This is a genomic window from Pseudomonas soli (assembly GCF_021283165.2).
Classification (GTDB): Bacteria; Pseudomonadota; Gammaproteobacteria; order Pseudomonadales; family Pseudomonadaceae; genus Aquipseudomonas; species Aquipseudomonas soli.
In genome coordinates this window covers 2,266,503-2,292,929 of the sequence record NZ_CP128543.1, presented here as the reverse complement: position 1 = coordinate 2,292,929, position 26,427 = coordinate 2,266,503, and the positions used below count along the sequence as shown (strand labels likewise).

Genomic DNA, 26,427 nt, shown 5'->3' with positions numbered 1-26,427 from the left:
TCGCCCGGTTTATGAACCCAGGTCGGGTCAATGCTGTCCGATTGCCATCGGTTACCGCCGAGGTCGTGAGCGCCATTAATGGTAGTGGCCTGAATCGACCTCGAACCCCGGTTCAACTGGCGCGCGCCTCCCTCTTTCGAGGACGGCGCCCTCATTTTTTCAAGGCTGAAAGAGCGCATCATGAAACATAACATCCTCCTCGTCGCCGTCTGTGCCGCCCTGCTCCAGGCATGTGCCCCGGCTTCCACCTCCCATGAAGGGACGCCTTCCATGCCGGCCACCACCTCGTCTGCCGCAACCCAGCCTGAGCTCTCGGCCTACTACTGGAACCTGGCATCGGCCAGCGATGCAGCCGGCAAGCCTATCGCAGCCCTGGCCACAAGCAACGAGCGCAAGTTGCGCCTGAATTTCGGTGACCAGCGCCTGAACATCAGCGGTGGCTGCAACAACCAGTTCGGTGGCTACAGCTACCAGAACGGTGTCCTGAAGGTGCAGCAACTGGCTTCGACCATGATGGCCTGCGACAAGCGCCTGATGGACCTGGATGCCGAGATCGGACGCCAGTTGAAAGGTGATCTGCGTGCAGCCTTCAGCGGCGAAACTCATGCACCTGTGCTGCAATTGACCACCCAGGACGGCTCGGTGCTGAAGTTCCAAGGCGAACCCACTCCGGAGACCCGCTATGGCAGCAAAGGTGAGACCAAGTTCCTGGAAGTTGCCGCCAAGACCGTCAAGTGCAGCCATCCGCTGATCCCCAACTATCAGTGCCTGCAAGTGCGCGAGCGCCGTTATGACGACGCTGGCCTGCAACTGCCGACCCAGGACAACTGGCACCCGCTGTACCAGTCCATCGAGGGCTACGAGCACCGTGATGGCGTGCGTACCGTGGTGCGTGTGAAGCAATACGAATGGAAGAACCCGCCGGCCGACGCTTCGTCGCAGGTCTATGTGCTGGACCTGGTGGTCGAGCAGGACGCTTCGGGCAAATAATTGTCTGTCAGCGCAGGCCGCCCTGCAGCGGCCTGCGCCTGGAGCCGACGGCGACCGTGAAACGGCTCAGGTAAGCGCCGCGTTGACCTGCGCACTGTCCACGTATTGCTCCATGCTGACGATCTTGCCGTTGTTCAGCCGGTACAGATGGGCAAAGCTAGCAGTCATCGCCTTCCCGGTCTTGCGATAGGTGCCCGAGTAGACGCCAAAGGCGGCGACGCGGTCGTCCTCGGCCAGATAGGTATGCACCTTGGCCTGGTAGCCATCCCATTCGGTGGCCAGACGATGAAACACACCCTCCATGATCGCCTGGGGGCCGACATAGGTACCGGCATAAGGGAAGCCAGCCGCCTCGGTCCAGGTCACGTCCGCAGCCAGTGCTGCCAGAAGATTACGGCCATTCTGTTCGGCTGAGCCTTCGTACGAGGCTCGAATGATGTCCAGGTTGCTCCTGCTCATGGATTTACCCCCACGTTCAGCTCGCGAATGAAAGCCTGCGGATCTGAAAAGATAGCGCTGGCAGGTAACAACTGCATGGCGCTGTCCGCTTGTTGCAGAACGAATGTCGGCACGCCTCGACCGCCCACGCGACGCAACAAGGCACGCCCCTGCCCCACACGATCATCGTTGGCCTGCAGCAAGCCCGAATCCGGACACGTCAGCCGCTGCGCGGCGGCATCCAGACCCAAGTCCTCCAGCACTGCTGTCAACGTCTCCAGTCGAGTCACGTCCAGGCCATCGACATAGCGCGCCGCCTGAATCGCCTTGAGCGCTTCGAACTCGTGCTCAGGCGAAGTCAGGCTCACTGCGCTGAGCGCCAGGGTAGACGGAGCACTGTCGAACCCCTGAAGACGGTCGGCGAGTATCTGGTCACGATAGCGTTCACTGAAGACCTGCCCGGTCAGGCGCTCGATACGCTGGTCGTTGCTCCAGGCGTAGGCCGCAAAGTCATCATCCATGGCGCGAGCACCGCTGCCAGAAAACAGCCCCGTCGGTATCAGGCGCAACGCAATGCCCGTGGATTCGAGAACCTGAGGCAGCGGTCCCCCTGCACCGTAGCACCAGCCGCACAGTGGATCGTAGAGGTAAACCAGGGTCTTGTTCATAGTGACGCGCCTTGAATGGAATGCCTCGAATCTTATAGCGCGCGAATTGACATTTAAACGCATACAAAATAAACACACTGTATGTTATTGGCATACATCAAGGGTAAATCAATGACCGGCGCTTCCAGCCTGAACAGGCTTGCGTACTTCACCGCGGTGGTCGAAACCGGCTCCTTCACCGCCGCTGCCGAGCGCCTCGGCATCACCAAGGCCGTGGTCAGCCAGCAGGTGGCGCGACTGGAAAGCGACTGTCGCACCACACTGCTGGTTCGCAGCACGCGGAAAGTCCGCACCACCGAGGCGGGTCAACAGTTCTATCACCGCTGTGCATTGATCCTCAAGGAGGCTGAAGAGGCTTTCGAGGAATTGTCCGAAACGGCCAGCGAGCCGACGGGCACCCTACGCCTGACCGCCCCTTTCGATTACGGCATCGGTGTCGTGGTGCCGGCCATCACCGCATTCTCGCAGCGATATCCGCAGTGCAAGGTCGAGGCACACTTCAGCGACCAGACCCTGGATCTGGGCGCCAACGACCTGGACCTTTCCATTCGCGTTGGCTGGATTACCGAGCAACATCTGCAGGCCCGGCGAATCGGCGAGTTTGCGCAACGGTTGGTGGCCGGCCCTCAGTGGCAAGCGCGAGTGGACAAACTGCAGGCCCCGGCGGATCTGGCCGACTTACCGATCGTGGCGAACCTGGCGCTGCGAGAACCGACCCGGTGGGTATTTGCCAAGGACGCCTCGCAGCGCGAAACAGTGGAGATGAAAGCCAGCCTGTCGCTCAACGCCACCTTGGCAGTGCGCGAAGCCACGCTACTCGGGGCCGGGCTATCGATCCTTCCGGACTATGTGGCTGAACCTGACCTGCAAGCAGGCCGGCTGATCGAAGTGCTGCCGCAGTGGTCGCTGCCCCGAGGCGAGATCCATGCGGTCTTTCCAACGGCTCGCTTTCGACCGGTCAAGGTGCGGGCGTTTATCGAGCTTCTGGCAAGCCGCCTGGCTTAATGACTGCTAGCCGGCAGCCAACTTCAGGATTGGCTCTTTTTAGCATGGAACGGCGCGAAGGTCATACCGAAGAACCAGCCGCCGATCATTGCCAGCCAGATCGATTTGTATCCCTCTACGTTGTAGGCGCACCAATAGTTGATTGCCGTTATCACAACGAACATCGAGAAAAACTGCTTGCGAGAGTACCTGTTCAGGTAACGGGTGGCGGCTGCGTCCAGTTCTTTGAGTTTCTTCATTGCGTTTCATCCTTGAATAACCAAAACCGCAGACCTGGATCTGCGGGGTTTTGAATGGTGGAGACCGAGACCGGAATCCAACCGACGTAAACGGACTTTGCTTTTAATGGCTCGAAGAGATCAAGTTTTCACAGAGTCTGCGAAGGCGCCTTTCCAGGTAGCTCAAGGCTGGAATCGCGTGGCGCACGCGTGGCATAGCCATGTGCGGCGCCATTCTTCCAGCTTGTCGTACTGCGCAACGTTGAACTTCCAGTGGCGCACAAATCCGATCACACCGATGGTGGCGAGCGTGGCTCCGATGAAGAACCTGGTCCAATCGACACCCCAGTAAGTGTTAATCAGCTTGAGACCATCGTAGAGGATGATGATACCTACTCCGGTCATGATCACAGGACCCAACAGGCGTTTGCCCGGGGGCGGACCTACGCTAGCAGCCAAATCGGTCTGATGCCGACCAGTTGTTTCTATCGTGACAGGACCATAGCTGGAGTTGGTCTGGTGAGTTGCTTGAATGCGAGTGGTACCAGCAGCGTGAATCACGGATAGCAGCTGGACATTTTGGCCTTGGCAATGCGGGCAGCAGATGGCGTTGTTGCTCACCACGTAATCATTCCTTTGAGGGGTGAAAAGCGGCCATTCTAAGGCAATTGCATACAGCAGGGCACTCAAAAAAGGGATCACCGAGCGCGTTTACCGTCGCGTCGGCGCAATCGCCACCCTGGCTGTGGCGAGCCTGAATCAGAAATGAAAAAAGCCCAGCGCGACGGCTGGGCTCTATTACGCAAGGAGATAGAAGATCATGGAGTCCAGTAAGCAATCTTGCCGGCTGCACCAACAGCTACAAAATTGCCGTTACCGTAGGCGACGCTGCGGATATCGGTTCCTGCGAAAGTGTTGGCTTGCTGAACCCAGCCGATCCCATCCTCGGAAACGGCTGTCTTGCCGCCGTCGCCGACAGCTACATACTTGCCATTACCGTAAGCAATGTCGCGGATGATGGTTCCACCGAAACTGGTATCTTCAACAGCAGTCCAGGTAAGCCCATCGGATGAATATGCCATCTTGCCATCCGCACCAACGATAAACATTTTCCCGTTGCAAAGCTTCATGGAAAGGATGGTGCTAGTGCCGAAGGTGCTGGTTCTGGTCGCGAATGATTGCGGATTACCCGTTGGCATCTTCACAGCGCTAAGCAGCTTCCCATTCGATCCCGCAATCAACACAAAAACGCCAATGACGTTGACGCAGTACACAGTCTCGCTAGAAGTGAAGGTCGTAGTGCGCTCCACCGTGCCTGACCAATCCTCATAACGGGAAAAGACTTTACCGTTAGACCCAACCAGTATCCAGGTCGCGATGTCGCCGTAAATTGGCTGATAATACACAATGCCATGCAAGTCTACATACGCGCGAGCAGCTGCCGTAAGGTCTGTCCAATCCCTTAAAGGGCGTGCAATGCTGCCCTGGACCACATTGCCGGATTGAGAAAGGCCTTGAAGCGTTGTCCCAAGACCGTTCCAGTACAGCTCGTTGAGGACCTTTCCGCTATCAGAGGTGACGGCGCCCTTGAGCTTGGTCCACGCTGTACCAGTTGCGTCTCCAGTGACAAGCTGAGTGGTTGTGGGAAGACCGTTGCCACCAGCCGCATAAAACTTGCCTTGCGCAAAAACCACGCGCCTAAGCATGCCGGTGTTCTCCACCGGGTCTACTTGAGTCCAAAGATCTTGCAAGGTTTGAGACGCCGAGTTTGCGTTATCCATTTTAAACTCCGTTACTGAGCTGATTTAAGTTCAGGCCTCTGTATTGGGCGTATGGCGCTCATGGGCGATGGTTCGAGACTCGAGGTCTTCTGGCGAAGATCAGGGGTGACGAGGTTTCACCAACCTCAGACCTGTCGCTGATGTAGGAAATTATGCCACACGAGCACTGTATATTCAACCAGTATTCTGAAGTTTTTATTCACTGAACTTCGACGCATCCACCGCGTTTGAGTGGATTCACATGCCTCAAAAACGCGAAAGCCCGACGTAGTAGCCGGGCTTTTGGCGCCACTCCTCAACACGCGCAGGAATGACAGGATCGGGATAATTTCGCTCAATCGCTCAGTGGTGTCAAGCCTAACGATACATTCGACCAGCAACCATTGCTCGACCTACCATCGTATTCAACCTGTCAGCTAGTTCGTCATTATTTCGATAAAATACAATTGGCTTTGATTGGACATCGAATGGCACTTGTGAATCGCTTTGAGCAAGAAGAACCACTTTTCATTTATCTCCAGCCTCCATCGACGGCGCGTGGACTCCGGCGTAGCACAAAGATCCCAGGTGTTCATGTCGTAGAAGCTCCGGCAGGGTGATCACACCCTCTTCAAGCGCCTCGATGCGCTTCTTCGCAGCCTGTCCTGCCGCAACCGCAGCTCTCACTGTGGCCTCACGGCGCCAAGCCGATGCACCCAACGGGACCTCCACTGTGTAGTGGTCAACTCATCCCGGACACGGTTTCGAGTTTTCCTTCAGCTTTCGCTGGAGCTAGTCCATCGTTGAATTGGTGGGGTCGGGAAGCGCATGAGCTGGGGGATGCTTCGCAACCGATGGGCAGAAGCAAGAGAGGCAGCCAGAGTGAAGGCTGAACTGGAGAAGAAACCCGACCTGGTCAACCGGATAGCGCAGTTCCAGTTCAGGGGCATCCGACCGAAGGCGGCGTCGGAGATCAACGATCTGAGCGATGCAAGTGTGCTGTTGGGCCACTCGAAAGAGGGAATCACCGAGCGCGTTTATCGTCGAGTCGGAGCGATCGCCAAGCCTTCAAAAGGCTAAAGTTTCGGAACTCCATGCCTTTTGTTTCGGAACTCTTGGCGTTTCTTGCGTACAAAGAAAAACCCCGCAGACCTAGATCTGCGGGGTTTCGAATAGTGGAGGCCGAGGTCGGAATCGAACCGGCGTAGACGGATTTGCAATCCGGAGCATAACCACTTTGCTACTCGGCCTCAAAGTCGGAGTCAGCTTTCGCTATCTCCTTGAAACCGCTGGGCTTTTTCAAGTCAGCTGCGTTTCGATGGAGGCCATTATGTCGGCATTCGATGGACCTTGCAACCCCCTTGAAGAAAAAAATCTTCAAGGGGTTCAAGGTGTTAGCGCAGACGCCCGAGTTTGCTCCACAAGCCAACCAGGGTGTTCTCCACTGCCCCGCTGGCAGCCACGCCGATGCGCTCCTGCAGGCTCTTGCGCTCGGCGAAGCGCAGGTGGAACACGTTGGCCTCGCGGGCGCTGCGGCTCAGGTATTCGTCACTGGTGCCCAGCTCGTCGACCAGCTGGCGATTGAGCGCAGCGATGCCGAGCCAGACCTCGCCGGTCGCCACTTCGTCTATATGAAGCTGCGGGCGGTAGCGGGCGACGAAATCCTTGAACAGCTGGTGGGTGATGTCCAGGTCTTCCTGAAACTTCTCCCGACCCTTCTCGGTGTTCTCGCCGAACACGGTCAGGGTGCGCTTGTATTCGCCGGCGGTGAGCACTTCGAAATCGATGTCATGCTTCTTCAACAGACGATTGAGGTTGGGCATCTGCGCCACCACGCCAATGGAACCGAGCACGGCAAACGGCGCGCTGACGATCTTCTCGCCGATACAGGCCATCATGTAGCCACCGCTGGCGGCGACCTTGTCGATGCAGATGGTCAGCGGGATACCGGCCTCGCGGATGCGCGCCAGCTGCGAGGCCGCCAGGCCATAGCTGTGCACCATGCCACCGCCACTCTCCAGGCGCAGCACCACCTCGTCACGTGGGGTGGCCAGGGTCAGCAGCGCGGTGATCTCGTTGCGCAGGCTCTCGGTGGCCGAGGCCTTGATGTCGCCGTCGAAATCGAGGACGAACACCCGGCGCTTGTCCTCAGGCTTTTTCTTCTGCTGTTTTTCCGCCTTGGCCTGCTGCTTGCGCACAGCCTTGAGCTGGGCCTTGTCGAGCAGGCCCGACTCCAGGCGCTCGCGCAGTTCCTTGTAGAACTCGTTGAGGCGGGTGACCTGCAGTTGCCCGCCCGGCTTGCGCCGCCCTTTGCCACGCAGGCCGGCGATGGCCGACAGCACCACAAGGATAGCGATCACCAGGGTGGCGGTTTTGGCGAGAAAGCTTGCGTATTCGGCAAGAAACTCCACATTGACTCCTTGATAAACCAGCGCCGCAAGGGCGCGAACTGGATGCAAGCATACCGGGGCGCCAGAGGCGCTGCCAGCGGGTGAAAATGCTGGCAACACAGTTCAAACGACCTTTTCAAACACTTGTATGTTTTTTCGTTGACAGCCCGCCTGGGGCAACCTAACCTCGCAACAACCTCCAACCGGGCCGGACTTCAACGTGGGAAACCTCTACCTGATCCGACATGGCCAAGCCTCCTTTGGTGCCGCCGACTACGACGTGCTGTCGCCCGTGGGCGAACGTCAGAGCCAGGCGCTGGGTGAACACCTCGCCCAACTGGGCCTGCGCCTGGACCGCTGCGTGGCGGGTACCTTGCGCCGCCAGCAGGATACCGCCCGCCTGGCCCTGGACGCGCTGCATGCCCATGGCAACCCGGTGCCGGCCATTGAGACCGATGCAGCCTTCAACGAGTTCGACGCCGATGGCGTGATTCGCGCCCTGCTCCCGCGCCTGCTGCCTGAAGAGCCCGAAGCCCTGCATGTACTGCGCAACGGTGCCCAGCACCGCAGCGAGTTCCAGCGCCTGTTCGCGCTGATGGTGCAGCGCTGGCACGATGGCGACCACGACCACGACGACCGCCTGGAAACCTGGCAGTCCTTCACTGGCCGGGTCGGCGACGGCCTGGAGCGCCTGCTCGACAGCGCCGCCAGCGGCGACAACATCGCCCTGTTCACTTCCGGCGGCACCATCGCCGCCCTGCTCCACCTGGTAAGCGGAATCACGCCGGCTCAGGCATTCACCCTGAACTGGCAGATCATCAACACGTCGCTCAGCCACCTGAAGTTCCGTGGCCGCGACGTCACCCTGGCTTCCTTCAACAGCCAAGCCCATGTGCGGCTGTTGCGGTTGCCGGAGCTCGTCACCTACCGATGAGCCCGGTCTGTTGTGTCCTTGCGGACGCGAATATCACTTAACAAGGAATACACCATGAGCGATGTAGCTAAAGCCGTCGAGGCGATGAAGGCAAAATTCAACCCTGCAGCTGCCGCCGGCCTGGACCTGGTGTTCGGCTTCAACATCACCGACGAAGACAAGCACTACGCCCTGCTGGTCAAGGACGGTACCTGCGAGATCCAGGAAGGCGAGAACGCCGACGCCAACTGCACCCTGGTAATGGACAGCGAAACCCTCAAGGGCATCGTCAGCGGTGACACCGACGGCATGCAGGCCTTCATGGGCGGCAAGCTGCGCGTCGAAGGCGACATGATGCTGTCGATGAAGCTCAGCGAGCTGTTCCCGGCCTGATTGGCGCGGTAGATCGCGAATGAAAAAGACCGAAGCCTGATGCGCTTCGGTTTTTTTTCGCCCGCGCAACGCCGGTCCATCAGGGCCATTGATCGGCCGGCAACACCCAGGCCAATAAGCGCCTGGCACGCTTGTACCAGCTTCGACAGGAAATTAGATTAGCCAATAGTCCTTGCTATCGATCATAAGGAAATCGCATGACGCTCACCGACCAGTCCACCCAGGTACGCCCCGGCGAAGAACTCGACGCGGCCGTCATCGATCCGTACCTCAAGGGTCATATACCTGGCCTGCAGGGCAGCCCGACCATCAGCCAGTTTCCCGGTGGCGCCTCGAACCTGACCTACCTGGTGGCCTACCCGGGCAAGGAATTCGTCCTGCGCCGCCCACCGTTCGGCCACAAAGCCAAGTCGGCCCACGACATGGGCCGCGAGTTCCGTATCCTCAACCAGCTCAACGCCGGTTTCCCCTATTGCCCCAAGGCCCACGTGCACTGCACCGATGAAGCCCTGATCGGCGGCGAGTTCTACGTGATGGAGCGGGTCAACGGCATCATCCTGCGTTCGGACATCCCCGCCGAACTCGACCTGGACGCCGGTCGGACCGAGGCACTGTGCAAGAGCTTCATCGATCGCCTGGTCGAGCTGCACCAGGTGGACTACCAGGCATGCGGCCTGGCCGACCTGGGCAAGCCGGAAGGTTATGTGCAGCGCCAGATCGAAGGCTGGGCCAGCCGCTATGAAAAAGCCCTGACCCCCGACGCGCCACGCTGGGAACAGGTGATCGCCTGGCTGCGCGAGAAAATGCCCGCCGACCACCCGCGCCCGGGCATCGTGCATAACGACTACCGCTTCGACAATGTCATCCTCGACAGCACCAACCCGATGCGCATCATCGGCGTGCTGGACTGGGAAATGGCCACCATCGGCGATCCGCTGATGGACCTGGGCAACAGCCTGGCCTACTGGATCGAGGCCGGCGACCCAGCGCCAGTACAGCTGATGCGTCGCCAGCCGAGCAATGCGCCGGGCATGCTGACCCGCCAGCAGTTTGTCGACTACTACGCCGAGCGCGCCGGCATCCGTATCGACAACTTCGACTTCTATTACTGCTACGGCCTGTTCCGCCTGGCCGGCATCGTCCAGCAGATCTACTACCGCTTCTTCCACGGCCAGACCCAGGACAAACGCTTCGCCCAGTTCATCCACATGAACAAGCTGCTGGAGCACATGAGCCTGCAACTGATCGGCAAATCCAGCCTGTAACCCGGCCCACAACAAGGAATACCCGAATGTCCAAGACCCACCTGTTCGACCTCGACGGCAAGATCGCCTTCGTTTCCGGTGCCAGCCGTGGCATCGGTGAAGCCATCGCCCACCTGCTGGCCCAGCAGGGCGCCCATGTGATCGTCTCCAGCCGCAAGCTCGACGGCTGCCAGCAAGTGGCCGAGGCGATCGTAGCCGCCGGCGGCAAGGCAACCGCGGTGGCCTGCCATATCGGTGAGATGGAGCAGATCCAGCAGGTGTTCGCCGGCATCCGCGAACAGTTCGGGCGCCTCGACATCCTGGTCAACAACGCCGCCACCAACCCGCAGTTCTGCAACGTGCTGGATACCGACCTGGGCGCTTTCCAGAAGACCGTCGACGTCAATATCCGCGGTTACTTCTTCATGTCGGTGGAAGCCGGCAAGCTGATGCGCGAGCACGGCGGTGGCAGCATCATCAACGTGGCCTCGATCAACGGAGTGTCACCGGGGCTGTTCCAGGGCATCTACTCGGTGACCAAGGCGGCCGTGATCAACATGACCAAGGTGTTTGCCAAGGAGTGCGCGCAGTTCGGCATCCGCTGCAACGCCCTGCTGCCGGGCCTGACCGACACCAAGTTCGCCTCGGCGCTGGTGAAGAACGACAGCATCCGCAATGCCGCGTTGCAGCAGATCCCGCTCAAGCGCGTGGCCGACCCGAGCGAGATGGCCGGGGCGGTGCTGTACCTGGCCAGCGACGCCTCCAGCTATACCACCGGTACCGCGCTCAATGTGGACGGCGGGTTCTTGTCCTGACGGTGCACCAGGCCTGACTGGCTTGTGGGAGCGGGCTTGCTCCCACAAAGCTTGCGGCCTAGACCTTTATTGCCTGCAACGTGTAGCTCAGCGGTAGCCGCCATGGCGCCTCGACCAGGCGCCACTCGCCGTCATCACCCAACGCCATCTGCCCAGGCAAGGCCTCCCAGGGAATGCTCTGGTGCTCGTCCAGGGCAGTGATGCGTAGGCCGTTGCGCAACAGCGCGGTGATCACCTCGCCGAGGCCATGGTTCCACTCATGGGTTTCAGTCTGCGTCAGGGCCTGGTCGGTGTCGACGTAGGTCTGGTCGCTGATCCACACAGTGGGCGCCTCGCGCTCGAAGTACGGATACTCCAGTTGCAAACGGTCCGCATGGTCTTCGTTGACCGCCATCAGCATCGGGTGGCCGTCGCGCAGAAACAGGCGTCCGCCCGGCTTGAGCAATGCCGCCACTGCCTGCGCCCAGCGCTCGATACTCGGCAGCCAGCACAACGCGCCGATACCGGTGTAGACCAGATCGAAACTATCGGCAGGCAGCACCTGTGCCGCCTGGTAGACGTCCGCTTCGACATAGGCAATACCAGCGCCGCACCGTTCGGCCAGGTCACGCGCCTGGGTCAGCGAGGCGGCAGAGAAGTCCAGGCCACAGACATCCGCACCCAGGCGCGCCAGCGACAAGGTGTCGGTACCGATATGGCATTGCAGGTGCACCGCGCGCAGGCCATGGATATCGCCCAGGCGCGGCAGGTCGAAACGCACCACCTCGGACAGATGGCCGGGTTCGGCGACAAAGCGTTCGACCTCGTAGTCCTTCGAGGCAGCGTGCAGTGGCGCCCGTTCATTCCAACTGGCGCGGTTGAGTTCCAGTGATCGGCTCATGCGGTGCATCCCTGTCCTGAATAGGTCAGGCGCCACGTTAACTGGCGCCGTCGGGCGCGGCAACCGCTCTGTCAACCTGAGGTTGACAGCTCAGGTATACTGAGCGCCTCGTCCATGCCCAAGGATCCAGCACCCATGACGGAAAACAGCTTCGCCTTTCGCCTCAAGGAACTGCTCGAACACCACAAGCTGACCCTGCAGGCGGTGGGCACGGCCCTTGGAATCTCGCGCACGGCGGTGCACAAGTGGACCCGCGGTGGCGAGATCGACTACGCCAACCTGCGCAAACTGGCCGAGTTGCTCAAGGTCAACTGGATCTGGCTGCGCTACGGCGAGGAGGCCCTGCACAGCGTGCAGCAGGCCGAGGTGGTCGAGCTGCCGATGACCGACGTGCGCCGACGCTACACCGCCGAAATCATGGAGAGCGAGACACGCATGAAGCTGGCGCAGGAGGGTGCGCGCATCGTCACCTGGGAGTGGAACCTGGTCACCGACGACGTGACCTACTCGCCCAATGTCGAGGCGGTATATGGCTGGCCACTACGGCGCAACGAGGACTTCTGGGAGCACATCCACCCCGAGGACGCCAGCCACATGCAGGGCATGTATGCCCAGGCCGTGGCCGACGGTACAGGCTGCGAGTGCGACTTCCGCATCACCCGCCCCGACGGCGGTCAACGCTGGATCGCCTCGCGCGCGACGGTGCTGGGCGACAGCGCCGGCCGCCCGGTGAAAATGGTTGGCATCAGCATGGACAATACCGAGCGCAAGGTGGCTGAAGAAGAGTTGCGCCAGAGCGAGGCGCGCTTTCGCACCATATTCGAACTGGCCTGGGGCGCGCTGGCCTACATTGACCCGGATGGCAGCTGGCAGCGGGTCAACGGCAGCCTTTGCGAACTGCTGGGTTACCGTGAGGACGAGCTGTACGGAACGACGTTCCAGCAACTCACCCACCCCGAGGACCTGCCGGACAACCTGGCGCTACTGCGGCGCCTGCTGGCCGGCGAGATCGAGCGATACGAAGTACAGAAGCGTGTTCGCCATAAAGACGGGCACTACCTCTGGGTGCGGGCACGCACCTCGCTGGAGCGCCGCGCCGACGGGCAGCCGGAACATCTGATCAGCGTGTTCGAGGAGATCGGCACCGAACGCGAGGCAAGCACGCGTCCTAACTGACACCTGCCCAGCGTCGAACCTGATAGGTACAGGTGACAGTCAGCGTTTGACGCCGTGCTGGATGACGATCGAGTCGGTGCCCAGCTTGGCCATCACCTCGGCCTTGCGCGCGTCCGCCTCGGCCTTGGCCGGGAACGGCCCCATCAGTACCACCGGCTTGCCGTCGCGGTATTCGACCCAGGACGGAATGCCCTTTTCGATCAGGCGTGCGGTCATGTCGGTCAGGGCGCCCATGTTCGGCCCCTGGATCACCTCGACATCCCAACCTTCCGGCGCCGGCTGGTCGGCCAGCGCCTCGGCGCGGCGCTGCAGGTCGGCGCCACCGCAGACTTCGCGGATTCGCAGGTTGTTGCCGGTCTCGTCGATGAGGATCTCGTACTGGCCATCGTGCTTGATCGCCACATAGCTGCGGTAAGGCTCGTACTGACCGGCATCATCCTTGCCGCGCACCTGGCCGCAGATGGAGCCCTGGGTGTCGAAACGCACGTTGGCGAACTTGGCCGTCTTGGGGTTGTTCAGGTGCTCGGCCACCTGCTTGTGCACGCCTTCGACCTCGTTGTTACAGCCCGCCAGGGCCAACACCGCCATTACCACCGCCAGTTTGCGCACGCCTGTACCTCCAGATTCGAAGGAGCGGATTCTAGCATGAGCGAACCGCTCGGCCGCAGGGATGAGGCGAAGGTGGAAAGTTGCAGCGTGTGTCGGCGGCCAGGAACGGCGGAAAGCAAAAAGGGCGATCCTTTCGGATCGCCCTCTTCTGATTTGGTAGGCACAATTGGACTCGAACCAACGACCCCCACCATGTCAAGGTGGTGCTCTAACCAACTGAGCTATGTGCCTGTCGTGTGGGGCGCATATTAGTGATCGACTGCGCGCCTGTAAAGCGTTTTTTTCAAAAAAATCAAAAACTTTGCGAAATTCATCCGAACCGCCCCGGCGACCTGCGGAAAAGGCTTTTACCGGCCGAGCTCGCATCTGGTTCGCCCGCTGGACGCGACCAAAAGCAAAAAGGGCGATCCTTGCGGATCGCCCTCTTCTGATTTGGTAGGCACAATTGGACTCGAACCAACGACCCCCACCATGTCAAGGTGGTGCTCTAACCAACTGAGCTATGTGCCTGTCGTGTGGGGCGCATTCTACGCGATCCAGATACCCTGTCAACTGTTTTTTTCACGCTAAGCTACTGAATCTTAAACTATTTATAGAAAGGCCGAGCTTCAGGGGGGCGTAAAGGATTTTCACCGGACGACTAGCGGGTGTTTATTATTATTGATAGCATCGGTACATTCGTTAAAAATATAAAACACGAGGTTCCTCGAGCATGGCTAACACCCCCTACCCCCAGTCCTACTACGCCGCCTCGGCCAACCCGGTGCCGCCACGTCCGGCGCTGCAGGGTGAGGTGGAAACCGATGTGTGCATCATCGGTGCCGGCTACACCGGCCTGTCCAGCGCCCTGTTCCTGCTGGAGAACGGCTTCAAGGTGAGCATCGTCGAGGCCGCCAAGGTCGGTTTCGGCGCCTCGGGCCGCAACGGTGGCCAGATCGTCAACAGCTATAGCCGCGACATCGATGTCATCGAGCGCACCGTCGGCCCCAAGCAGGCGCAACTGCTCGGCCAGATGGCCTTCGAGGGCGGGCGTATCATCCGTGAGCGCGTGGCCAAGTATGACATCCAGTGCGACCTGAAGGACGGCGGCGTGTTCGCCGCGCTGACCAGTAAGCAGATGGGCCACCTGGAATCGCAAAAACGCCTGTGGGAACGCTTTGGCCATACTCAGCTGGAGCTGATGGACCAGAAGCGTATCCGCGAAGTGGTGGCCTGCGACAACTATATTGGCGGCATGCTCGACATGAGTGGCGGCCATATCCACCCGCTGAACCTGGCCCTGGGCGAAGCCGCCGCGGTCGAGTCGCTGGGTGGCATCATCTATGAGCAAACCCCGGCCGTGCGCATCGAACGTGGCGCCAACCCTGTGGTACACACCCCGCAGGGCAAAGTGCGAGCCAAGTTCATCATCGTCGCCGGCAATGCCTACCTGGGCAACCTGGTACCGGAGCTGGCTGCCAAGTCGATGCCCTGCGGCACCCAGGTGATCACCACCGAGCCGCTGGGCGAGGAACTGGCCCGCACCTTGCTGCCGCAAGACTACTGCGTCGAGGACTGCAACTACCTGCTCGACTACTACCGCCTGACCAGCGACAAGCGCCTTATCTTCGGCGGCGGCGTGGTATACGGTGCGCGCGACCCGGCAAACATCGAGGCAATCATCCGTCCGAAGATGCTCAAGGCTTTCCCGCAGCTCAAGAATGTCAAGATTGACTACGCCTGGACCGGCAACTTCCTGCTGACCCTGTCGCGCCTGCCCCAGGTCGGCCGCATCGGTGACAACATCTACTACTCGCAGGGTTGCTCGGGCCACGGCGTGACCTACACCCACCTGGCGGGCAAAGTGCTGGCCGAAGCCCTGCGCGGCCAGGCCGAGCGCTTCGACGCGTTCGCCGGCCTGCCGCACTACCCGTTCCCGGGTGGCCAGATGCTCCGTGTGCCGTTCAGCGCCATCGGCGCCTGGTACTACAGCCTGCGCGATCGCCTGGGCTTCTGATGTAAAGCCATCGCGGGGCAAGCCCGCTCCCACAAGGCCAATCTTGTGGGAGCGGGCTTGCCCCGCGATCATTTCAGCCTCAGCGTCCGAGGCTGGTGACAGCCTGCCTCGCCGCGATCTCCTGCCCCGAACGGGCCAGTTCATCCGCCGCCTGCAACCAGCGCTGGCGATCCACCTGGGCCGGCAATTGCCGTGGTGATTGCAGCAACACCGCCCAGTTACCCTCCTTGGCCCACGCCGACTCGAAATCATCGAAGGCCATCAACTGGCGCCGATGCATGCCCGAGCGCAGCAATACCCGCTGTTTGTAGCGGTCATAGCCGATCAGCACCGCATAGCGCGGCTCGCTCCACCACGCCGAACCTTCCTGATAACGCAGCAACACCGGGTAGCCCGCCGCCACCTGGGCAAGCAAGGCATCCAGATGTTTGTCCAGCGGGTAGACGACCCGGCCGTATTCACGGGCAACCCGAGGAATGCCGGTTTCCAGGGACTCGGCGGCGGCAGGCAGGCCCAGCGACTTGTCGAGCAGGCCCGGCGTGATCGGCGCGCCCTGCTGCGACAACACGGCGGCCAGGGCCATCGAGCCACTGTGGTTGGCGTTGCCGCCGTAGAAGGGAACCCTGCTGATCTCGACCCGCTGCGGCAGGCCCTTGAGCGCGGCCGGTGGCGCGCTGGCACAACCCGACAACGTGGCCGCCACCAGGCAGGCGGCCAACAGGCGACGTGGGCCCAGGGCCCGGGACGTGATGAGTTTTTGCAACATGGACACTCGCATGATCCAGCGCCAGGCAGGCGGTGCCCGGCCATGAGTGCCGATCATAGGGCGCGGGCGGCTTTGGGTATAGCCCGACGCGGGCTTGGAACGAAACGGCCCGAGCACGTGGGTTTGTATGAAAAGTAGCCGAGCGGCGATCAGGCAAGGCCAAAACAGGCGAGGAACGACCGGGGTCGCGCCCGACTTGACTGGTTGTCAATGAGCATTCCGACCGGGCTGGCGCACCAGACTGTTTTCTACGCAGCATGATCGTCGCGCAGGCACTTTTCGTACAAAGCCTAGACCTTCGGTCAATGGAACGTCACAGGTAAAAGGCTAGACTAAAGCAGTGTCTGGATGGCGGGCCTGGCTCGCCAGAGAGAAGGAGGCACACATGAGCCTGACAATGGCAATTCTAATGCTGGTTGGCATGTGGCTGAGCGTCGCAGCCGCCATGCTCTGGGGCGTACTGCGCATCGTGCGCCGCCATGCGCACCCACATCACCTACCCCCTCAAGCCCTGGTCAAACCACAACCTGTGCGCCGTGCGCGTCGGCATGCCGGGGCGCATTGAGCTGAAGCTTTCCTGAAACGCATCGCGGGGCCAGCCCGCCGCCACAAGCTACATGTCTTGTGGCGGCGGGCTGGCCCCGCGATGGTTCACGCCAGGTCAGCCCTCGGTCGCCTCACGTTTCAAGCGCGCCCGGCGGGCCATGATGTTGAGGATCTCGATCGCGGTCGAGAACGCCATGGCAGCGTATACGTAGCCTTTCGGCACATGGGCGCCGAAGCCTTCGGCGATCAGGGTCATGCCGATCATGATCAGGAAGCCCAGGGCCAGCATCACCACGGTCGGGTTGTCGTTGATGAACTTGGCCAGCGGGTCGGCGGCCACCAGCATCACGATCACGGCACTGATCACGGCGATGATCATGATCGGCAGGTGCTCGGTCATGCCCACGGCGGTAATGATGCTGTCGATCGAGAAGACGATGTCCAGCAGCAGGATCTGGAAGATCGCCGCGGTGAAGCCGATAGTCACGACGTTGCCGGCCTTGGACTCTTCCTTGGCGCCATGAGGGTCGACACTTTCATGGATCTCCTTGGTCGCCTTCCACAGCAGGAACAGGCCACCGGCAATGAGGATCATGTCCTTCCACGAGAACGTGTGGCCGAAGACTTCGATCACCGGCTCGGTCAGCTGGACAATCCAGGCCACCGTACTGAGCAGCGCCAGGCGCATGACCAGAGCCATGCTGATACCGATGCGCCGCGCCTTGGAACGATAGGCCTCGGGCAGCTTGTTGGTAAGGATGGAGATGAAGATCAGGTTGTCGATGCCGAGCACGACCTCCATGGCCACCAGGGTGGCAAGCGCTACCCAGGCGGTGGGGCTTGCGGCGAGTTCCAGCAAATATTCCATTGGTCAGTCCTGCTCTCAGATGTCCTGGGTGTCTTTCTTGTCGTCTTCGGTCTTGGCTTTCCCGCCATCGCCACCGATGGCGTCGCTCAAGGCCTGCTGGGCGGCGTCATTGGTCTTGTCGATGGCCTGCTTGGCCGATTCGGCGGCCTGGTCAAGCATCTGCTGGGCGGATTTTTCGGCCTGGTCGCAGCCAGACATGGCGAACAGGGCCAGGGCCAGCACCAGCGGTGTGCCAATGGATTTGAGTTGTAGCATGAGGTCCTCGCTTGTCGAATTCCGGGCGGCGCTTCATGCGCCTGATGGGGTGGCATTCTAGTGGGGCTGAAACATCCGGAAAATTCGTATTTTCAGCGTATATACTTCGGTTTTCCCGAATCGAGAAACGCATGCTCAACTATCGCCAGCTTCACTATTTCTGGGCGGTGGCCAAGACCGGCAGCATCGCCCGCGCCAGCGAACAGCTCAACCTCACCCCGCAGACCATCAGCGGCCAGATCAGCCTGTTCGAGCAGACCTGGAACCTGGAGCTGTTCCAGCGCGTCGGGCGCCAGCTGGAACTGACCGAGACCGGGCGCCAGGCCCTGGCCTACGCCGAGCAGATGTTCCAGATCGGCGGCGAACTGGAGGCCATGCTGCGGGCCGGACCGCAGGAGCAGATCCTGTTTCGCGTGGGCGTGGCCGATGTGGTGCCCAAGTCCATCGTCTACCGCCTGCTGGCGCCAACCATGGAATTGGACGAGGTACTGCGTATCAACTGCCGCGAGGACAAGCTCGAGCGCCTGCTGGCGGACTTGGCAATCCAGCGCCTGGACCTGGTGATCTCCGACAGCCCCATGCCCAGCCACCTGGACATCAAGGGCTACAGCCAGAAGCTCGGCGAGTGCGGCCTGAGCTTCTTCGCTACACCGGAATTGGCCGAGCGCCTGGTTCGGCCCTTCCCCGCCTGCCTGGACGATGCGCCACTGTTGATCCCGGGCCAGGAAACCGTGCTGCGCAGCCGGCTGCTACGCTGGCTGGCCGAGCAGCAGGTACAACCGCGAATCGTCGGCGAGTTCGACGACAGCGCACTCATGCAAGCCTTCGGTCAATCGGGCAGCGGCATTTTCGTCGCCCCCAGCGTCATCGCCGAAGAGGTCTGCCGCCAGTACGGCGTGCGCCTGATCGGCCAGACCGAGGCGGTGAACGAGTCGTTCTACGCCATATCGGTGGAGCGCAAGGTCAAGCACCCGGGGATCCTGGCGATCACCGAGGGCGCGCGGCGCGAGCTGTTTCACTGGTAGGACCGTGCCTACAGGCGCCAGCGTGGTCTGTGGTAAAGTCGCGCGCTTTCACGTAACTGGATTGCGCTGCACATGACCCCCATCCTCCGCCTCATCAACCGCACCGGCCTGGTGACGCAGATCTGCATCGGCCTGGTGGCCGGCATCGCCCTGGCCCTGCTCGCCCCCGACGTGGCCCGCGACCTGGGGTTCCTCGGCAAGGTCTTCGTCAGCGCCTTGAAGGCCGTGGCGCCGATCCTGGTGTTCATTTTGGTGATGGCCTCGATCGCCAACCACCGCCATGGCCAGGAAACCCACATCCGCCCGATCCTCTGGCTGTACCTGCTGGGCACCTTCGCCGCCGCGGTGGTGGCCGTGGTGGCCAGCATGCTGTTCCCCTCGAACCTGGTGCTGAGCACCGGCGAGGCCACGCTGAGCGCCCCCGGCGGCATCACCGAGGTGATGCAGAACCTGTTGCTCAGCGCCGTGGACAACCCGGTCAACGCATTGCTCAAAGCCAACTTCATCGGCGTGCTGACCTGGGCCGTCGGCCTGGGCGTGGCCCTGCGCCATGCCGGTGACACCACCCGCACCGTGGTCGAGGACCTGTCCAACGGCGTGACCCTGATCGTGCGCATGGTGATCCGCTTCGCCCCGCTGGGCATCTTCGGCCTGGTCAGCGCCACCCTGGCGCAGTCGGGGCTGGACGCACTGCTCGGCTACCTGCACCTGCTGGCCGTGCTGATGGGCTGCATGCTGTTCGTGGCCCTGGTGATGAACCCGTTGATCGTTTACTGGAAGATCCGCCGCAATCCCTATCCACTGACCTTGCTGTGCCTGCGCGAAAGCGGCATTACCGCGTTCTTCACCCGCAGCTCGGCGGCCAACATCCCGGTCAACCTGGCGCTGTCGGAGAAGCTTGGCCTGCACGAAGACACCTATTCGGTGTCGATCCCGCTGGGCGCGACCATCAACATGGCCGGCGCGGCAATCACTATTACCGTGCTGACCCTGGCCGCCGTGCACACCCTGGGCATCCCGGTCGACCTGCCGACCGCGGTGCTGCTCAGCGTGGTGGCGGCGGTCTGCGCTTGCGGCGCCTCGGGCGTGGCCGGTGGCTCGCTGCTGCTGATCCCGCTGGCCTGCAGCCTGTTCGGCGTGCCCAGCGAGATCGCCATGCAGGTGGTGGCGGTCGGTTTCATCATCGGCGTACTGCAGGACTCGGCCGAGACTGCTCTGAACTCCTCGACCGACGTGCTGTTCACCGCCGCGGCCTGCCAGGCCATGGAGCGGCCCAGCAGCTGAAACCCCGGCCGTGCCAGCTCCAACGCCACAGGGGAGCTGGCTTGGCCGGCGACGCCAGCAGTGATTGCTTAAGCCCGGCGCTTTACCTAGGCTAGTGGCCTTTTCCTCGCAATGAGACAGGGCCATGTCAGAACACGAAAGCACCCGCGAAGGCCGTTTCAACAGCATCGAGATCCGCGTGCTCGGCTCACTGATCGAGAAACAGGCCACCAGCCCGGAAACCTACCCCCTGACCCTCAATGCCCTGGTCCTGGCCTGCAACCAGAAGACCAGCCGCGAACCGGTGATGAACCTCTCCCCCGGCCAGGTTGGCCAGGCCCTGCGCGCCCTGGAGAACCAGGGGATGGCTCGCCTGCAGATGGGCAGCCGCGCCGACCGTTGGGAACAGCGGGTGGATAAAGGCCTGGAGCTGGTACCGGCGCAGCTGGTGCTGATGGGCCTGATGTTCCTGCGTGGCCCGCAGACCCTCAGCGAACTGCTGACGCGCAGCAACCGCCTGCATGAGTTCGAGGATGTCGATCAGGTCCAGCACCAGCTCGAGCGCCTGGTCTCGCGGGGCCTGGCCTTGCACCTGCCGCGCCAGGCCGGCCAGCGCGAAGACCGCTACACCCACGCCCTGGGCGACCCGGCCGAGATCGAGGCGATCCTCGCTGCCCGCCAGCAGGAAGGCGGCACGCGCGCCAGCGCGGCGGACGAGCGCATCGAGGCGCTGGAAGCACGGGTCGCTGCGCTGGAGGCGCGCCTGGCCCAGCTCGAAGGTTGACTCAGGGCTTTTCGGCGTCGGGGAAGTTACGGCAACTCTTGCGTTCGGCCAGCTCCCGCTCACTGGGGCGCTGGTCGACGAACACGGTGCGGCCGTCGGCGTAGATTTCCAGGTAGCCCCAGTGCAGGTCTTGCTCGGTCTGCCCGGGCTTGGGCGGGACGAGCCACCAGGGTTCGCGGCTGATCAGGGTCATGGCGGGCTCCAGCGAATGTCTGGGGTAACTATAGAAGACAGACGGGCCCGACTAACCAGACGGGGATTGTTCCGCAAAGAGCAATTATGAAGTGCCGAGAGCACCGATTCTCCCCACCTGCCGAACGGACTAATCTCGATCCTGCAAACCAAGCCCACCGACCTTGAGGATTGACCACGATGTCCCGCCCACCACTGCCCCCCTTCACCCGTGAAACCGCCATCGAGAAAGTCCGCCTTGCCGAAGACGGCTGGAACAGCCGCGACGCCGCCAAAGTGGCCCTGGCCTACACCACCGACACCCACTGGCGCAATCGCGCCGAGTTCTGCAGCAGCCGCGAAGAGGCCCAGGCCTTCCTCACCCGCAAGTGGAACCGCGAGCTCGAATACCGCCTGATCAAGGAGCTCTGGGCCTTCACCGACAACCGCATCGCCGTGCGCTACGCCTATGAGTACCGCGACGACAGCGGCCAGTGGTACCGCGCCTACGGCAACGAGAACTGGGAGTTCGCCGAGGACGGCCTGATGCGCAATCGCCACGCCAGCATCAACGAACAACCCATCAGCGAAGCCGAGCGCAAGTTCCGCTGGCCCCTGGGGCGCCGTCCGGACGATCACCCGGGCCTGAGCGACTTCGGCTTCTGAAGACCGACACCGGATCAGCGGGGCCGCTCGACGGCCCCGTTTCAGGTTTGGGAAACGGACTACGCGGCCTGGAGAAACAGTGAGCGCAGCGCTGTGCCAGACTTTGCGGCGAATCCACTTCAGGACAGCCCGATGACCCTCCTTGATGCCTTTTTACAGCGTCGACGCTATGATGCCTCCCATGTGCGCAAGCGGTTTCACATTGCGCGGAGGTGTCCAGCGATGGCAGCAAAAGCGAAGAAGGTCTCCGAACGGGACCTCGATACCCTTGAACAACAGATTCCCCTGCACGCCAGCGAGGCTACGCATTCGGCCTACCTGCGTGCCCTGCAGGCCAGCCAGCGCGGCGTGCTGTGTGTCGATGACGGTGAACTGGTGCGCGTCGGTGCCGATGGTGCCCGGACCGTGCTGGGCCAAGCCAGCCCCCGGCGCAAGGTCCGGGTCGGTGAAATAATCAGTGTACGCAGGGTCGATGACCAGACGGCCGGCGGGCGTGCCTAGGCTGCGTGTTTTTGCGGGCCCCAACGGCTCGGGCAAGAGCACCATCAAGGCAAGCCTGCCTGCGGCGCTGACACGCCTTTTCGTCAATGCCGACGAACTCGAGCAAGAGGCAAAGGACAGCGGCTTCGTCGACCTCGCCCCGTTTGGTATTCAGGCCACTCAGGCCGAACTGCTGACGTTCCATCTCGATCATCATCTGATTGCCTCCCGGCAACTGGCCATGCACGCCCGGCAACTGCAAGTGCTCGACAACCGGATCGACTACCGTGCAGTGCCAGTGGACTCGTACTTCGCCTCGGTGATCGCCGACTTCATTCGCCAGCGCCTGCTGGAGGCGAAGCAGAGTTTCACCTTCGAAAGCGTCATGTCGCACCCGAGCAAGATCGAATTCATGCGCCTGGCACAAACCCAGGGCTATCGCACCTACCTCTATTTCGTCTCGACCGAAAACCCGCGGATCAATATCGAGCGGGTCGCCATTCGCGTGCGCGCGGGCGGCCATCCCGTCAGGGACGATCTGGTGCGCAGCCGCTACGAGCGCTCCCTCGACCTGCTCCCGGAGGCCATCGCCGCCAGCCATCGTGCCTATGTGTTCGACAACTCCGGGCAGAGCGCGGTGTGGCTGGCGGAAATCACCGATGGCGTGCAACTGGAGTACCGCAACGAAGATATACCCGACTGGTTTTTCGAAGCCTACGTGGATGAAGTGGAGCAGCCAGCAGAGACCTAGGTTGAGATAGAGCCCCGCGACATCTGCCCACAGTTTGGCGATACTGCGCAGCCCTCATCCATGAAAAGGACTTCGCTGATGAAGCCACTGCTTACCCTCGCCCTCCTCACCCTGGCCATCGCCGGCTGCGACAAGGCCGAACAGACCGCTGCAGTGTCTGGCCAATGCGCCAAGGACACCGACTGCAAAGGTGAGCGCATCTGTGAAAGTGGACAGTGCATCAACCCCCAGCCGCAACCCGCGCTGCTGGCCAAACCGGCCAGCGCGCCACTGGCGCCGAGCATCGCCTACGAGCCGCTGCCAGTCGGCGACGAAGGCGCCGGGCCGTTCACCGTGCAAGGCATGGAACTGGGCACCGCGCTGAACTACCAGTCCCGGGCGGGCGTGACGAACGTCATGGAGGCCGTCGTCGCCGATGCCGAAAGCACCGGCTACGTTGCCATCGAAAAGGCCTATACGTTCGGCCCCAACCGCTATGTACTCGTTGTGTCCACGGGCGAAGGCGGCAATGCCTGCCCGGCGTCCACCTATGTCTTCAGCTTCGACACCGCCAGCGAGCATGTGGACGGCAAGGCGGAGGTGGACGGCTGCTCGGAAATGGTCGAAAGCATGGCCGAGGGCAACAAGCTGACCATCAAGAAGGACGGCGCCGCGACCGTGGTGTACAACGGCCAGGTGAAGTGATCAAGGGCGATCAGGTGGCCCGGCTCGCGCCAGGCGCAACGCACTGAAGTCGTTGATGATTCCGCCATGGGCCCGGCAGAACTTTTTCCGTTTTGCCGGTCTATTGGGTGAGTGCGCCACGCGGCTGTCCGGGCATCCGCTGGCCACACGCTCAATTGCCCACAGAGGTTGTCTTCACTGATGAAAATCCCTGCCCCATGCATGCTGCTCGTTGGCCTGTTCGCACTCGCGGCCGCAGGCTCGGCATCCGCCGCACCGATGAAGACTGTTGTACCTTCCGCCCTGGTCCTCGACGCGGCGAGCCATCCCGCAGCCGAACACCCCTGGCCCAGCCTGGCAAGCGCGCCATCGGCAGCGCTGCTGGCCCATGACGACCGCTACCGCCACGACGAGCGCTGGCATGACCACCGCGACGACTGGCGCCGAGAGCAGTGGCGCCGCGAACAATGGCGCCGGGAGCAGCACCGCCGGGCAATGGAGCGGCAACGCTACTGGGACCGCCACCATGATCGCGCCCTGCACCATCGCTATGACGACGAGCGTCGTTACTATCGCCGCTGATCAGCACCCCTTGTATTCAGCTCCGCGCTGAAGCTCCACTGGGGGCTGGAGTCCACCGCAACGCTTCGCTGGAATATCTTGAAAAATCGTGCAGGCCCGACCTGTTGAATGGCAATCTAGGGCGCGCAGCAAACCCTCTTCAGGATATTCGACGGAGTCATGCACTCATGGCAGCAATGGATCGCGTTTTTCATGACCTTCACCGGCAAGGGCTGTTGCTGCTGGCCAATGTGGCGGACGCCGGCGGTGCACGCCTGGTCGAGCGCCAGGGCAGCAAGGCAGTTGCCACCAGCAGCGCCGCCGTGGCCTGGTCCCATGGTTACCAGGATGGTGACAAGCTGCCCTTGGCGCTGCTGGCCGGCACCGTCGAGTCGATGGCAAGGGTACTCAACGTGCCGCTGACCGTTGATATAGAAGGCGGCTACTCGGACGCTCCCGAACAGGTCGCCAAGGTCGTCGAGACCGTCATCGCCGCCGGCGCGGTGGGCATCAACATCGAGGACGGCACCCAACCCCCCGAACAGCTCCTGCGCAAGCTCGACGCCGCCAGAAACGCCGCCAGCCAGCGCGGGGTCGACCTGTTCATCAACGTGCGCAGCGATGTCTACCTGAAGCACCTGCTGCCCGCCGAGCAACGCCTCGAAGAGCTCCTGCGTCGCGCCACGCAGTATGCCGCCGGTGGCGCAAACGGGCTGTTCGCCGCCGGCGTGGTCGAGCCCGGCGAGATCGCCACGCTGTGCCGGGAGGTGACGTTGCCGGTCAACCTACTCTGGCGCGCAGGCTTGCCCAGCTCTGCCGAATTGCAACGGCTTGGCGTTCGCCGCCTGAGCGCCGGTTCGAGCATCGCCGAGTTTCTCTACGGTGCCATGAGCGGCCTGACCCAGCGCTTCCTGGAAAACGGACAGCTCGACACCAGCGGGTTGAAGGCCCACAGCTATGCAGAACTCAACGCACTGATGGCCACCAAGGCTGATAACACCTGAACGAAGCAAAGGCTGCACGTGCAGAAGCTGAGGCTGCACGTGCAAACCTTCGCGGCTCCACGCGCCGGGTCGCAACACATGAACGTCATACCGGTAGTGCCCCGCCCCCGACCCTGTGTATGCTGCTCGGGCGCGGCAAGCTGCCCACGGCGGCTTGCAGGACATCGCGCGGCCGCCCTGCGTGATCGGACCATGACCGGGCTACCCGTATCGGACACCCCCGCCCTATGCCCGTCGACCTGCAAGCGCTCTACCCCAGGCTGATCCACCTGATGCTGGACACCGTGTTCGTGGTCGACCGGGAGGACACCATCGTGTTCGTGAGCGATGCCTGCGAGGCCTTGCTCGGCTACCGCGCCGACGAGCTCACCGGCACCCCGATCACCCGCTACATGCACCCGGATGACCTGGAGGCCACCCGCGCCTCGATCGTGCGGGTGATGAACGGCAACGCCCACTGCGACTTTCGCAACCGCTATGTGCGCAAGGATGGCGAGATCGTGCACATTCTCTGGGCGGCCTCCTGGTCCGATGAAGTAGGCGCGCGGATCGGTGTGGCCCGCAACGTCACCGCCCTCACCCAGGCCGAGCAGGAACTACGCTTCCTCGCCCATCACGACCCGCTGACCAAATTGACCAACCGCTCGCTGTTCAACGATCGCCTCGCCACGGCCCTGCGCATGGCTCGCCAGCAGCGCCGACGGCTGGCCTTGCTGTTTCTCGACGTCAATGATTTCAAGGGCATCAATGATGTGCATGGCCATGCTGCTGGCGACCGCGTGCTGTGCACCATCGCCCGCCGGCTGCAGGACAGTGTGCAGGCGGCGGACACCGTGGCGCGGATCGGCGGCGACGAGTTCATCGTGCTGCTGACTGACGTGCCCTCGGAGGATGCCGTGTACGAGATGGTCGAGCAGATCGCCAAGGTCATGGAGCAACCGCTCGGCGCCGAGTTCGGCGAGGTCCTGATGCCTTCCTGCAGCATCGGCGTGGCCTGCTACCCCAGCGATGGCGAGGATGCCGACACCTTGCTCAGCCATGCCGATGGCCAGATGTACCTCAAGAAACGGCGGCGCGTACGCGTAGGGTGAGCCGACCTCATCGCGGGGCAAGCCCACTCCCACGCGTT

General features: G+C 62.0%; 31 protein-coding genes, 3 tRNA genes and 1 pseudogene. 20 read left to right on the top strand and 15 right to left on the bottom strand.

The features are described 5' to 3' along the window. The first annotated feature begins 180 nt into the window (after positions 1-180). Positions 181-990 carry an META and DUF4377 domain-containing protein gene (locus tag LU688_RS10700; protein ID WP_023628799.1) on the top strand — a complete coding sequence of 270 codons (810 nt, stop codon included), beginning with the start codon at positions 181-183 and terminating at the stop codon, positions 988-990. Positions 991-1,056: 66 nt separating this feature from the next. Here the strand turns inward: LU688_RS10700 and LU688_RS10695 are convergent, their stop codons facing one another. Further along, a complete protein-coding gene (locus LU688_RS10695; RefSeq protein WP_023628800.1) occupies positions 1,057-1,449 on the bottom strand; it encodes a nuclear transport factor 2 family protein in 393 nt (130 codons plus the stop codon). Next, a complete protein-coding gene (locus tag LU688_RS10690) occupies positions 1,446-2,096 on the bottom strand; it encodes a DsbA family protein (RefSeq protein ID WP_094010460.1) in 651 nt (216 codons plus the stop codon). The genes LU688_RS10695 and LU688_RS10690 overlap by 4 nt, the downstream gene beginning before the upstream one ends. A gap of 111 nt (positions 2,097-2,207) precedes the next feature. On the opposite strand from LU688_RS10690, the gene LU688_RS10685 reads away from it, so the two are divergent. Further along, a complete protein-coding gene (locus LU688_RS10685; protein ID WP_201754832.1) occupies positions 2,208-3,101 on the top strand; it encodes a LysR family transcriptional regulator in 894 nt (297 codons plus the stop codon). Positions 3,102-3,124: 23 nt separating this feature from the next. Here LU688_RS10685 and LU688_RS10680 read toward each other — a convergent pair whose 3' ends face one another. From LU688_RS10680 to LU688_RS10670, 3 genes are all read right to left on the bottom strand, one after another. Further along, complete coding sequence (locus LU688_RS10680; protein WP_094010461.1) at positions 3,125-3,340, bottom strand: hypothetical protein; 216 nt, start codon at positions 3,338-3,340, stop codon at positions 3,125-3,127. A 162-nt stretch (positions 3,341-3,502) separates the two neighbouring features. Next, positions 3,503-3,940 carry a hypothetical protein gene (locus tag LU688_RS10675; protein WP_143067521.1) on the bottom strand — a complete coding sequence of 146 codons (438 nt, stop codon included), beginning with the start codon at positions 3,938-3,940 and terminating at the stop codon, positions 3,503-3,505. Positions 3,941-4,137: 197 nt separating this feature from the next. Beyond that, on the bottom strand, positions 4,138-5,100 hold the full coding sequence (locus LU688_RS10670; protein ID WP_094010463.1) for a DUF6242 domain-containing protein: 963 nt from the start codon (positions 5,098-5,100) through the stop codon (positions 4,138-4,140). Positions 5,101-5,898: 798 nt separating this feature from the next. On the opposite strand from LU688_RS10670, the pseudogene LU688_RS10665 reads away from it, so the two are divergent. Further along, a pseudogene (locus LU688_RS10665) lies at positions 5,899-6,159 on the top strand (site-specific integrase); the annotation flags it as partial. A gap of 96 nt (positions 6,160-6,255) precedes the next feature. Here the strand turns inward: LU688_RS10665 and LU688_RS10660 are convergent. Both LU688_RS10660 and sohB read right to left on the bottom strand, forming a co-directional pair. After that, positions 6,256-6,329 (bottom strand) — tRNA-Cys (locus LU688_RS10660). 144 nt (positions 6,330-6,473) lie between these two features. Then, positions 6,474-7,490 (bottom strand): protease SohB, encoded by a 1,017-nt coding sequence (sohB, locus tag LU688_RS10655; RefSeq protein WP_094010465.1) that lies wholly within the window; start codon positions 7,488-7,490, stop codon positions 6,474-6,476. 199 nt (positions 7,491-7,689) lie between these two features. Here sohB and LU688_RS10650 point away from each other — a divergent pair, with 199 nt between their 5' ends. From LU688_RS10650 to LU688_RS10635, 4 genes are all read left to right on the top strand, one after another. Continuing rightward, positions 7,690-8,403, top strand: coding sequence for a histidine phosphatase family protein (locus LU688_RS10650; RefSeq protein WP_038705820.1), 714 nt, complete (start codon positions 7,690-7,692; stop codon positions 8,401-8,403). A 54-nt stretch (positions 8,404-8,457) separates the two neighbouring features. Continuing rightward, positions 8,458-8,775 carry an SCP2 sterol-binding domain-containing protein gene (locus LU688_RS10645; protein WP_023630010.1) on the top strand — a complete coding sequence of 106 codons (318 nt, stop codon included), beginning with the start codon at positions 8,458-8,460 and terminating at the stop codon, positions 8,773-8,775. Between the two features lie 197 nt (positions 8,776-8,972). Continuing rightward, on the top strand, positions 8,973-10,040 hold the full coding sequence (locus LU688_RS10640; RefSeq protein ID WP_094010466.1) for a phosphotransferase family protein: 1,068 nt from the start codon (positions 8,973-8,975) through the stop codon (positions 10,038-10,040). A gap of 26 nt (positions 10,041-10,066) precedes the next feature. Beyond that, a complete protein-coding gene (locus LU688_RS10635; RefSeq protein WP_046856224.1) occupies positions 10,067-10,834 on the top strand; it encodes an SDR family oxidoreductase in 768 nt (255 codons plus the stop codon). 58 nt (positions 10,835-10,892) lie between these two features. Here the strand turns inward: LU688_RS10635 and LU688_RS10630 are convergent, their stop codons facing one another. Next, on the bottom strand, positions 10,893-11,714 hold the full coding sequence (locus LU688_RS10630; protein ID WP_094010748.1) for a class I SAM-dependent methyltransferase: 822 nt from the start codon (positions 11,712-11,714) through the stop codon (positions 10,893-10,895). A gap of 135 nt (positions 11,715-11,849) precedes the next feature. On the opposite strand from LU688_RS10630, the gene LU688_RS10625 reads away from it, so the two are divergent. Next, positions 11,850-12,890 (top strand): helix-turn-helix domain-containing protein, encoded by a 1,041-nt coding sequence (locus LU688_RS10625; RefSeq protein ID WP_160290568.1) that lies wholly within the window; start codon positions 11,850-11,852, stop codon positions 12,888-12,890. A gap of 39 nt (positions 12,891-12,929) precedes the next feature. On the opposite strand, the gene LU688_RS10620 is transcribed toward LU688_RS10625, so the two are convergent. The 3 genes from LU688_RS10620 to LU688_RS10610 all read right to left on the bottom strand — a co-directional run bounded on the left by LU688_RS10620 (position 12,930) and on the right by LU688_RS10610 (position 14,009). Next, on the bottom strand, positions 12,930-13,499 hold the full coding sequence (locus tag LU688_RS10620) for an SPOR domain-containing protein (protein WP_038705819.1): 570 nt from the start codon (positions 13,497-13,499) through the stop codon (positions 12,930-12,932). Between the two features lie 154 nt (positions 13,500-13,653). Then, positions 13,654-13,730: transfer RNA gene (locus LU688_RS10615), tRNA-Val, on the bottom strand. Positions 13,731-13,932: 202 nt separating this feature from the next. After that, positions 13,933-14,009, bottom strand: a tRNA-Val gene (locus LU688_RS10610). A gap of 202 nt (positions 14,010-14,211) precedes the next feature. On the opposite strand from LU688_RS10610, the gene LU688_RS10605 reads away from it, so the two are divergent. After that, positions 14,212-15,495, top strand: a complete 1,284-nt coding sequence (locus LU688_RS10605) for an NAD(P)/FAD-dependent oxidoreductase (RefSeq protein ID WP_094010468.1) — start codon at positions 14,212-14,214, stop codon at positions 15,493-15,495. A 79-nt stretch (positions 15,496-15,574) separates the two neighbouring features. On the opposite strand, the gene LU688_RS10600 is transcribed toward LU688_RS10605, so the two are convergent. Then, positions 15,575-16,318: a peptidase C39 family protein gene (locus LU688_RS10600; RefSeq protein ID WP_094010469.1), complete on the bottom strand. Its 744-nt coding sequence runs from the start codon at positions 16,316-16,318 to the stop codon at positions 15,575-15,577. A gap of 328 nt (positions 16,319-16,646) precedes the next feature. On the opposite strand from LU688_RS10600, the gene LU688_RS10595 reads away from it, so the two are divergent. After that, entirely contained in the window at positions 16,647-16,826 is a 180-nt protein-coding gene (locus LU688_RS10595; protein WP_081941225.1) for a hypothetical protein, read from the top strand. Positions 16,827-16,922: 96 nt separating this feature from the next. Here the strand turns inward: LU688_RS10595 and LU688_RS10590 are convergent, their stop codons facing one another. Together LU688_RS10590 and LU688_RS10585 are read right to left on the bottom strand one after the other, a co-directional pair. Beyond that, the gene (locus LU688_RS10590) at positions 16,923-17,675 is read right to left on the bottom strand and encodes a TerC family protein (RefSeq protein WP_038705807.1); all 753 of its coding nucleotides are present in this window, start codon (positions 17,673-17,675) and stop codon (positions 16,923-16,925) included. Between the two features lie 15 nt (positions 17,676-17,690). Continuing rightward, on the bottom strand, positions 17,691-17,930 hold the full coding sequence (locus tag LU688_RS10585; protein ID WP_023632245.1) for a hypothetical protein: 240 nt from the start codon (positions 17,928-17,930) through the stop codon (positions 17,691-17,693). Positions 17,931-18,061: 131 nt separating this feature from the next. Between LU688_RS10585 and nhaR the strand changes: the two genes are divergently transcribed. From nhaR to LU688_RS10570, 3 genes are all read left to right on the top strand, one after another. Beyond that, positions 18,062-18,955 (top strand): transcriptional activator NhaR, encoded by an 894-nt coding sequence (gene nhaR, locus LU688_RS10580; protein WP_104444164.1) that lies wholly within the window; start codon positions 18,062-18,064, stop codon positions 18,953-18,955. 72 nt (positions 18,956-19,027) lie between these two features. Next, complete coding sequence (gene sstT / locus LU688_RS10575) at positions 19,028-20,239, top strand: serine/threonine transporter SstT (RefSeq protein ID WP_160290867.1); 1,212 nt, start codon at positions 19,028-19,030, stop codon at positions 20,237-20,239. Positions 20,240-20,363: 124 nt separating this feature from the next. Next, a complete protein-coding gene (locus LU688_RS10570; RefSeq protein ID WP_038705805.1) occupies positions 20,364-21,002 on the top strand; it encodes a YceH family protein in 639 nt (212 codons plus the stop codon). A 1-nt stretch (position 21,003) separates the two neighbouring features. On the opposite strand, the gene LU688_RS10565 is transcribed toward LU688_RS10570, so the two are convergent. Continuing rightward, positions 21,004-21,195 (bottom strand): hypothetical protein, encoded by a 192-nt coding sequence (locus LU688_RS10565; RefSeq protein WP_023631521.1) that lies wholly within the window; start codon positions 21,193-21,195, stop codon positions 21,004-21,006. Between the two features lie 179 nt (positions 21,196-21,374). Here LU688_RS10565 and LU688_RS10560 point away from each other — a divergent pair, with 179 nt between their 5' ends. From LU688_RS10560 to LU688_RS10530, 7 genes are all read left to right on the top strand, one after another. After that, the gene (locus LU688_RS10560) at positions 21,375-21,839 is read left to right on the top strand and encodes a nuclear transport factor 2 family protein (protein ID WP_046856235.1); all 465 of its coding nucleotides are present in this window, start codon (positions 21,375-21,377) and stop codon (positions 21,837-21,839) included. A 222-nt stretch (positions 21,840-22,061) separates the two neighbouring features. Beyond that, a complete protein-coding gene (locus LU688_RS10555) occupies positions 22,062-22,340 on the top strand; it encodes a hypothetical protein (protein WP_023631519.1) in 279 nt (92 codons plus the stop codon). Next, a complete protein-coding gene (locus tag LU688_RS10550) occupies positions 22,312-23,070 on the top strand; it encodes an ATPase (RefSeq protein ID WP_104444165.1) in 759 nt (252 codons plus the stop codon). The genes LU688_RS10555 and LU688_RS10550 overlap by 29 nt, the downstream gene beginning before the upstream one ends. Positions 23,071-23,148: 78 nt before the next feature. Then, complete coding sequence (locus LU688_RS10545) at positions 23,149-23,754, top strand: hypothetical protein (RefSeq protein ID WP_160290866.1); 606 nt, start codon at positions 23,149-23,151, stop codon at positions 23,752-23,754. 180 nt (positions 23,755-23,934) lie between these two features. Beyond that, positions 23,935-24,315, top strand: coding sequence for a hypothetical protein (locus LU688_RS10540; protein ID WP_094010472.1), 381 nt, complete (start codon positions 23,935-23,937; stop codon positions 24,313-24,315). A 167-nt stretch (positions 24,316-24,482) separates the two neighbouring features. Next, complete coding sequence (locus LU688_RS10535; RefSeq protein WP_038705803.1) at positions 24,483-25,298, top strand: isocitrate lyase/PEP mutase family protein; 816 nt, start codon at positions 24,483-24,485, stop codon at positions 25,296-25,298. Positions 25,299-25,525: 227 nt separating this feature from the next. Beyond that, complete coding sequence (locus LU688_RS10530; protein WP_094010474.1) at positions 25,526-26,389, top strand: sensor domain-containing diguanylate cyclase; 864 nt, start codon at positions 25,526-25,528, stop codon at positions 26,387-26,389. Positions 26,390-26,427 lie beyond the last annotated feature (38 nt).

Bases quoted from the DNA above. Each gene is read 5' to 3' on its own strand.
- LU688_RS10630 (WP_094010748.1), bottom strand. From the start codon at position 11,714: ATGAGCCGATCACTGGAACTCAACCGCGCCAGTTGGAATGAACGGGCG.
- sstT (WP_160290867.1), top strand. From the start codon at position 19,028: ATGACCCCCATCCTCCGCCTCATCAACCGCACCGGCCTGGTGACGCAG.
- LU688_RS10570 (WP_038705805.1), top strand. From the start codon at position 20,364: ATGTCAGAACACGAAAGCACCCGCGAAGGCCGTTTCAACAGCATCGAG.
- LU688_RS10680 (WP_094010461.1), bottom strand. From the start codon at position 3,340: ATGAAGAAACTCAAAGAACTGGACGCAGCCGCCACCCGTTACCTGAAC.
- LU688_RS10635 (WP_046856224.1), top strand. From the start codon at position 10,067: ATGTCCAAGACCCACCTGTTCGACCTCGACGGCAAGATCGCCTTCGTT.
- LU688_RS10700 (WP_023628799.1), top strand. From the start codon at position 181: ATGAAACATAACATCCTCCTCGTCGCCGTCTGTGCCGCCCTGCTCCAG.
- LU688_RS10640 (WP_094010466.1), top strand. From the start codon at position 8,973: ATGACGCTCACCGACCAGTCCACCCAGGTACGCCCCGGCGAAGAACTC.
- LU688_RS10590 (WP_038705807.1), bottom strand. From the start codon at position 17,675: ATGGAATATTTGCTGGAACTCGCCGCAAGCCCCACCGCCTGGGTAGCG.
- LU688_RS10645 (WP_023630010.1), top strand. From the start codon at position 8,458: ATGAGCGATGTAGCTAAAGCCGTCGAGGCGATGAAGGCAAAATTCAAC.
- LU688_RS10560 (WP_046856235.1), top strand. From the start codon at position 21,375: ATGTCCCGCCCACCACTGCCCCCCTTCACCCGTGAAACCGCCATCGAG.
- nhaR (WP_104444164.1), top strand. From the start codon at position 18,062: ATGCTCAACTATCGCCAGCTTCACTATTTCTGGGCGGTGGCCAAGACC.
- LU688_RS10695 (WP_023628800.1), bottom strand. From the start codon at position 1,449: ATGAGCAGGAGCAACCTGGACATCATTCGAGCCTCGTACGAAGGCTCA.
- LU688_RS10565 (WP_023631521.1), bottom strand. From the start codon at position 21,195: ATGACCCTGATCAGCCGCGAACCCTGGTGGCTCGTCCCGCCCAAGCCC.
- LU688_RS10545 (WP_160290866.1), top strand. From the start codon at position 23,149: ATGAAGCCACTGCTTACCCTCGCCCTCCTCACCCTGGCCATCGCCGGC.
- LU688_RS10540 (WP_094010472.1), top strand. From the start codon at position 23,935: ATGAAAATCCCTGCCCCATGCATGCTGCTCGTTGGCCTGTTCGCACTC.
- LU688_RS10685 (WP_201754832.1), top strand. From the start codon at position 2,208: ATGACCGGCGCTTCCAGCCTGAACAGGCTTGCGTACTTCACCGCGGTG.
- LU688_RS10535 (WP_038705803.1), top strand. From the start codon at position 24,483: ATGGCAGCAATGGATCGCGTTTTTCATGACCTTCACCGGCAAGGGCTG.
- LU688_RS10555 (WP_023631519.1), top strand. From the start codon at position 22,062: ATGGCAGCAAAAGCGAAGAAGGTCTCCGAACGGGACCTCGATACCCTT.
- LU688_RS10530 (WP_094010474.1), top strand. From the start codon at position 25,526: ATGCCCGTCGACCTGCAAGCGCTCTACCCCAGGCTGATCCACCTGATG.
- LU688_RS10625 (WP_160290568.1), top strand. From the start codon at position 11,850: ATGACGGAAAACAGCTTCGCCTTTCGCCTCAAGGAACTGCTCGAACAC.
- LU688_RS10670 (WP_094010463.1), bottom strand. From the start codon at position 5,100: ATGGATAACGCAAACTCGGCGTCTCAAACCTTGCAAGATCTTTGGACT.
- LU688_RS10690 (WP_094010460.1), bottom strand. From the start codon at position 2,096: ATGAACAAGACCCTGGTTTACCTCTACGATCCACTGTGCGGCTGGTGC.
- LU688_RS10600 (WP_094010469.1), bottom strand. From the start codon at position 16,318: ATGATCGGCACTCATGGCCGGGCACCGCCTGCCTGGCGCTGGATCATG.
- LU688_RS10605 (WP_094010468.1), top strand. From the start codon at position 14,212: ATGGCTAACACCCCCTACCCCCAGTCCTACTACGCCGCCTCGGCCAAC.
- LU688_RS10595 (WP_081941225.1), top strand. From the start codon at position 16,647: ATGAGCCTGACAATGGCAATTCTAATGCTGGTTGGCATGTGGCTGAGC.
- LU688_RS10585 (WP_023632245.1), bottom strand. From the start codon at position 17,930: ATGCTACAACTCAAATCCATTGGCACACCGCTGGTGCTGGCCCTGGCC.
- LU688_RS10550 (WP_104444165.1), top strand. From the start codon at position 22,312: ATGACCAGACGGCCGGCGGGCGTGCCTAGGCTGCGTGTTTTTGCGGGC.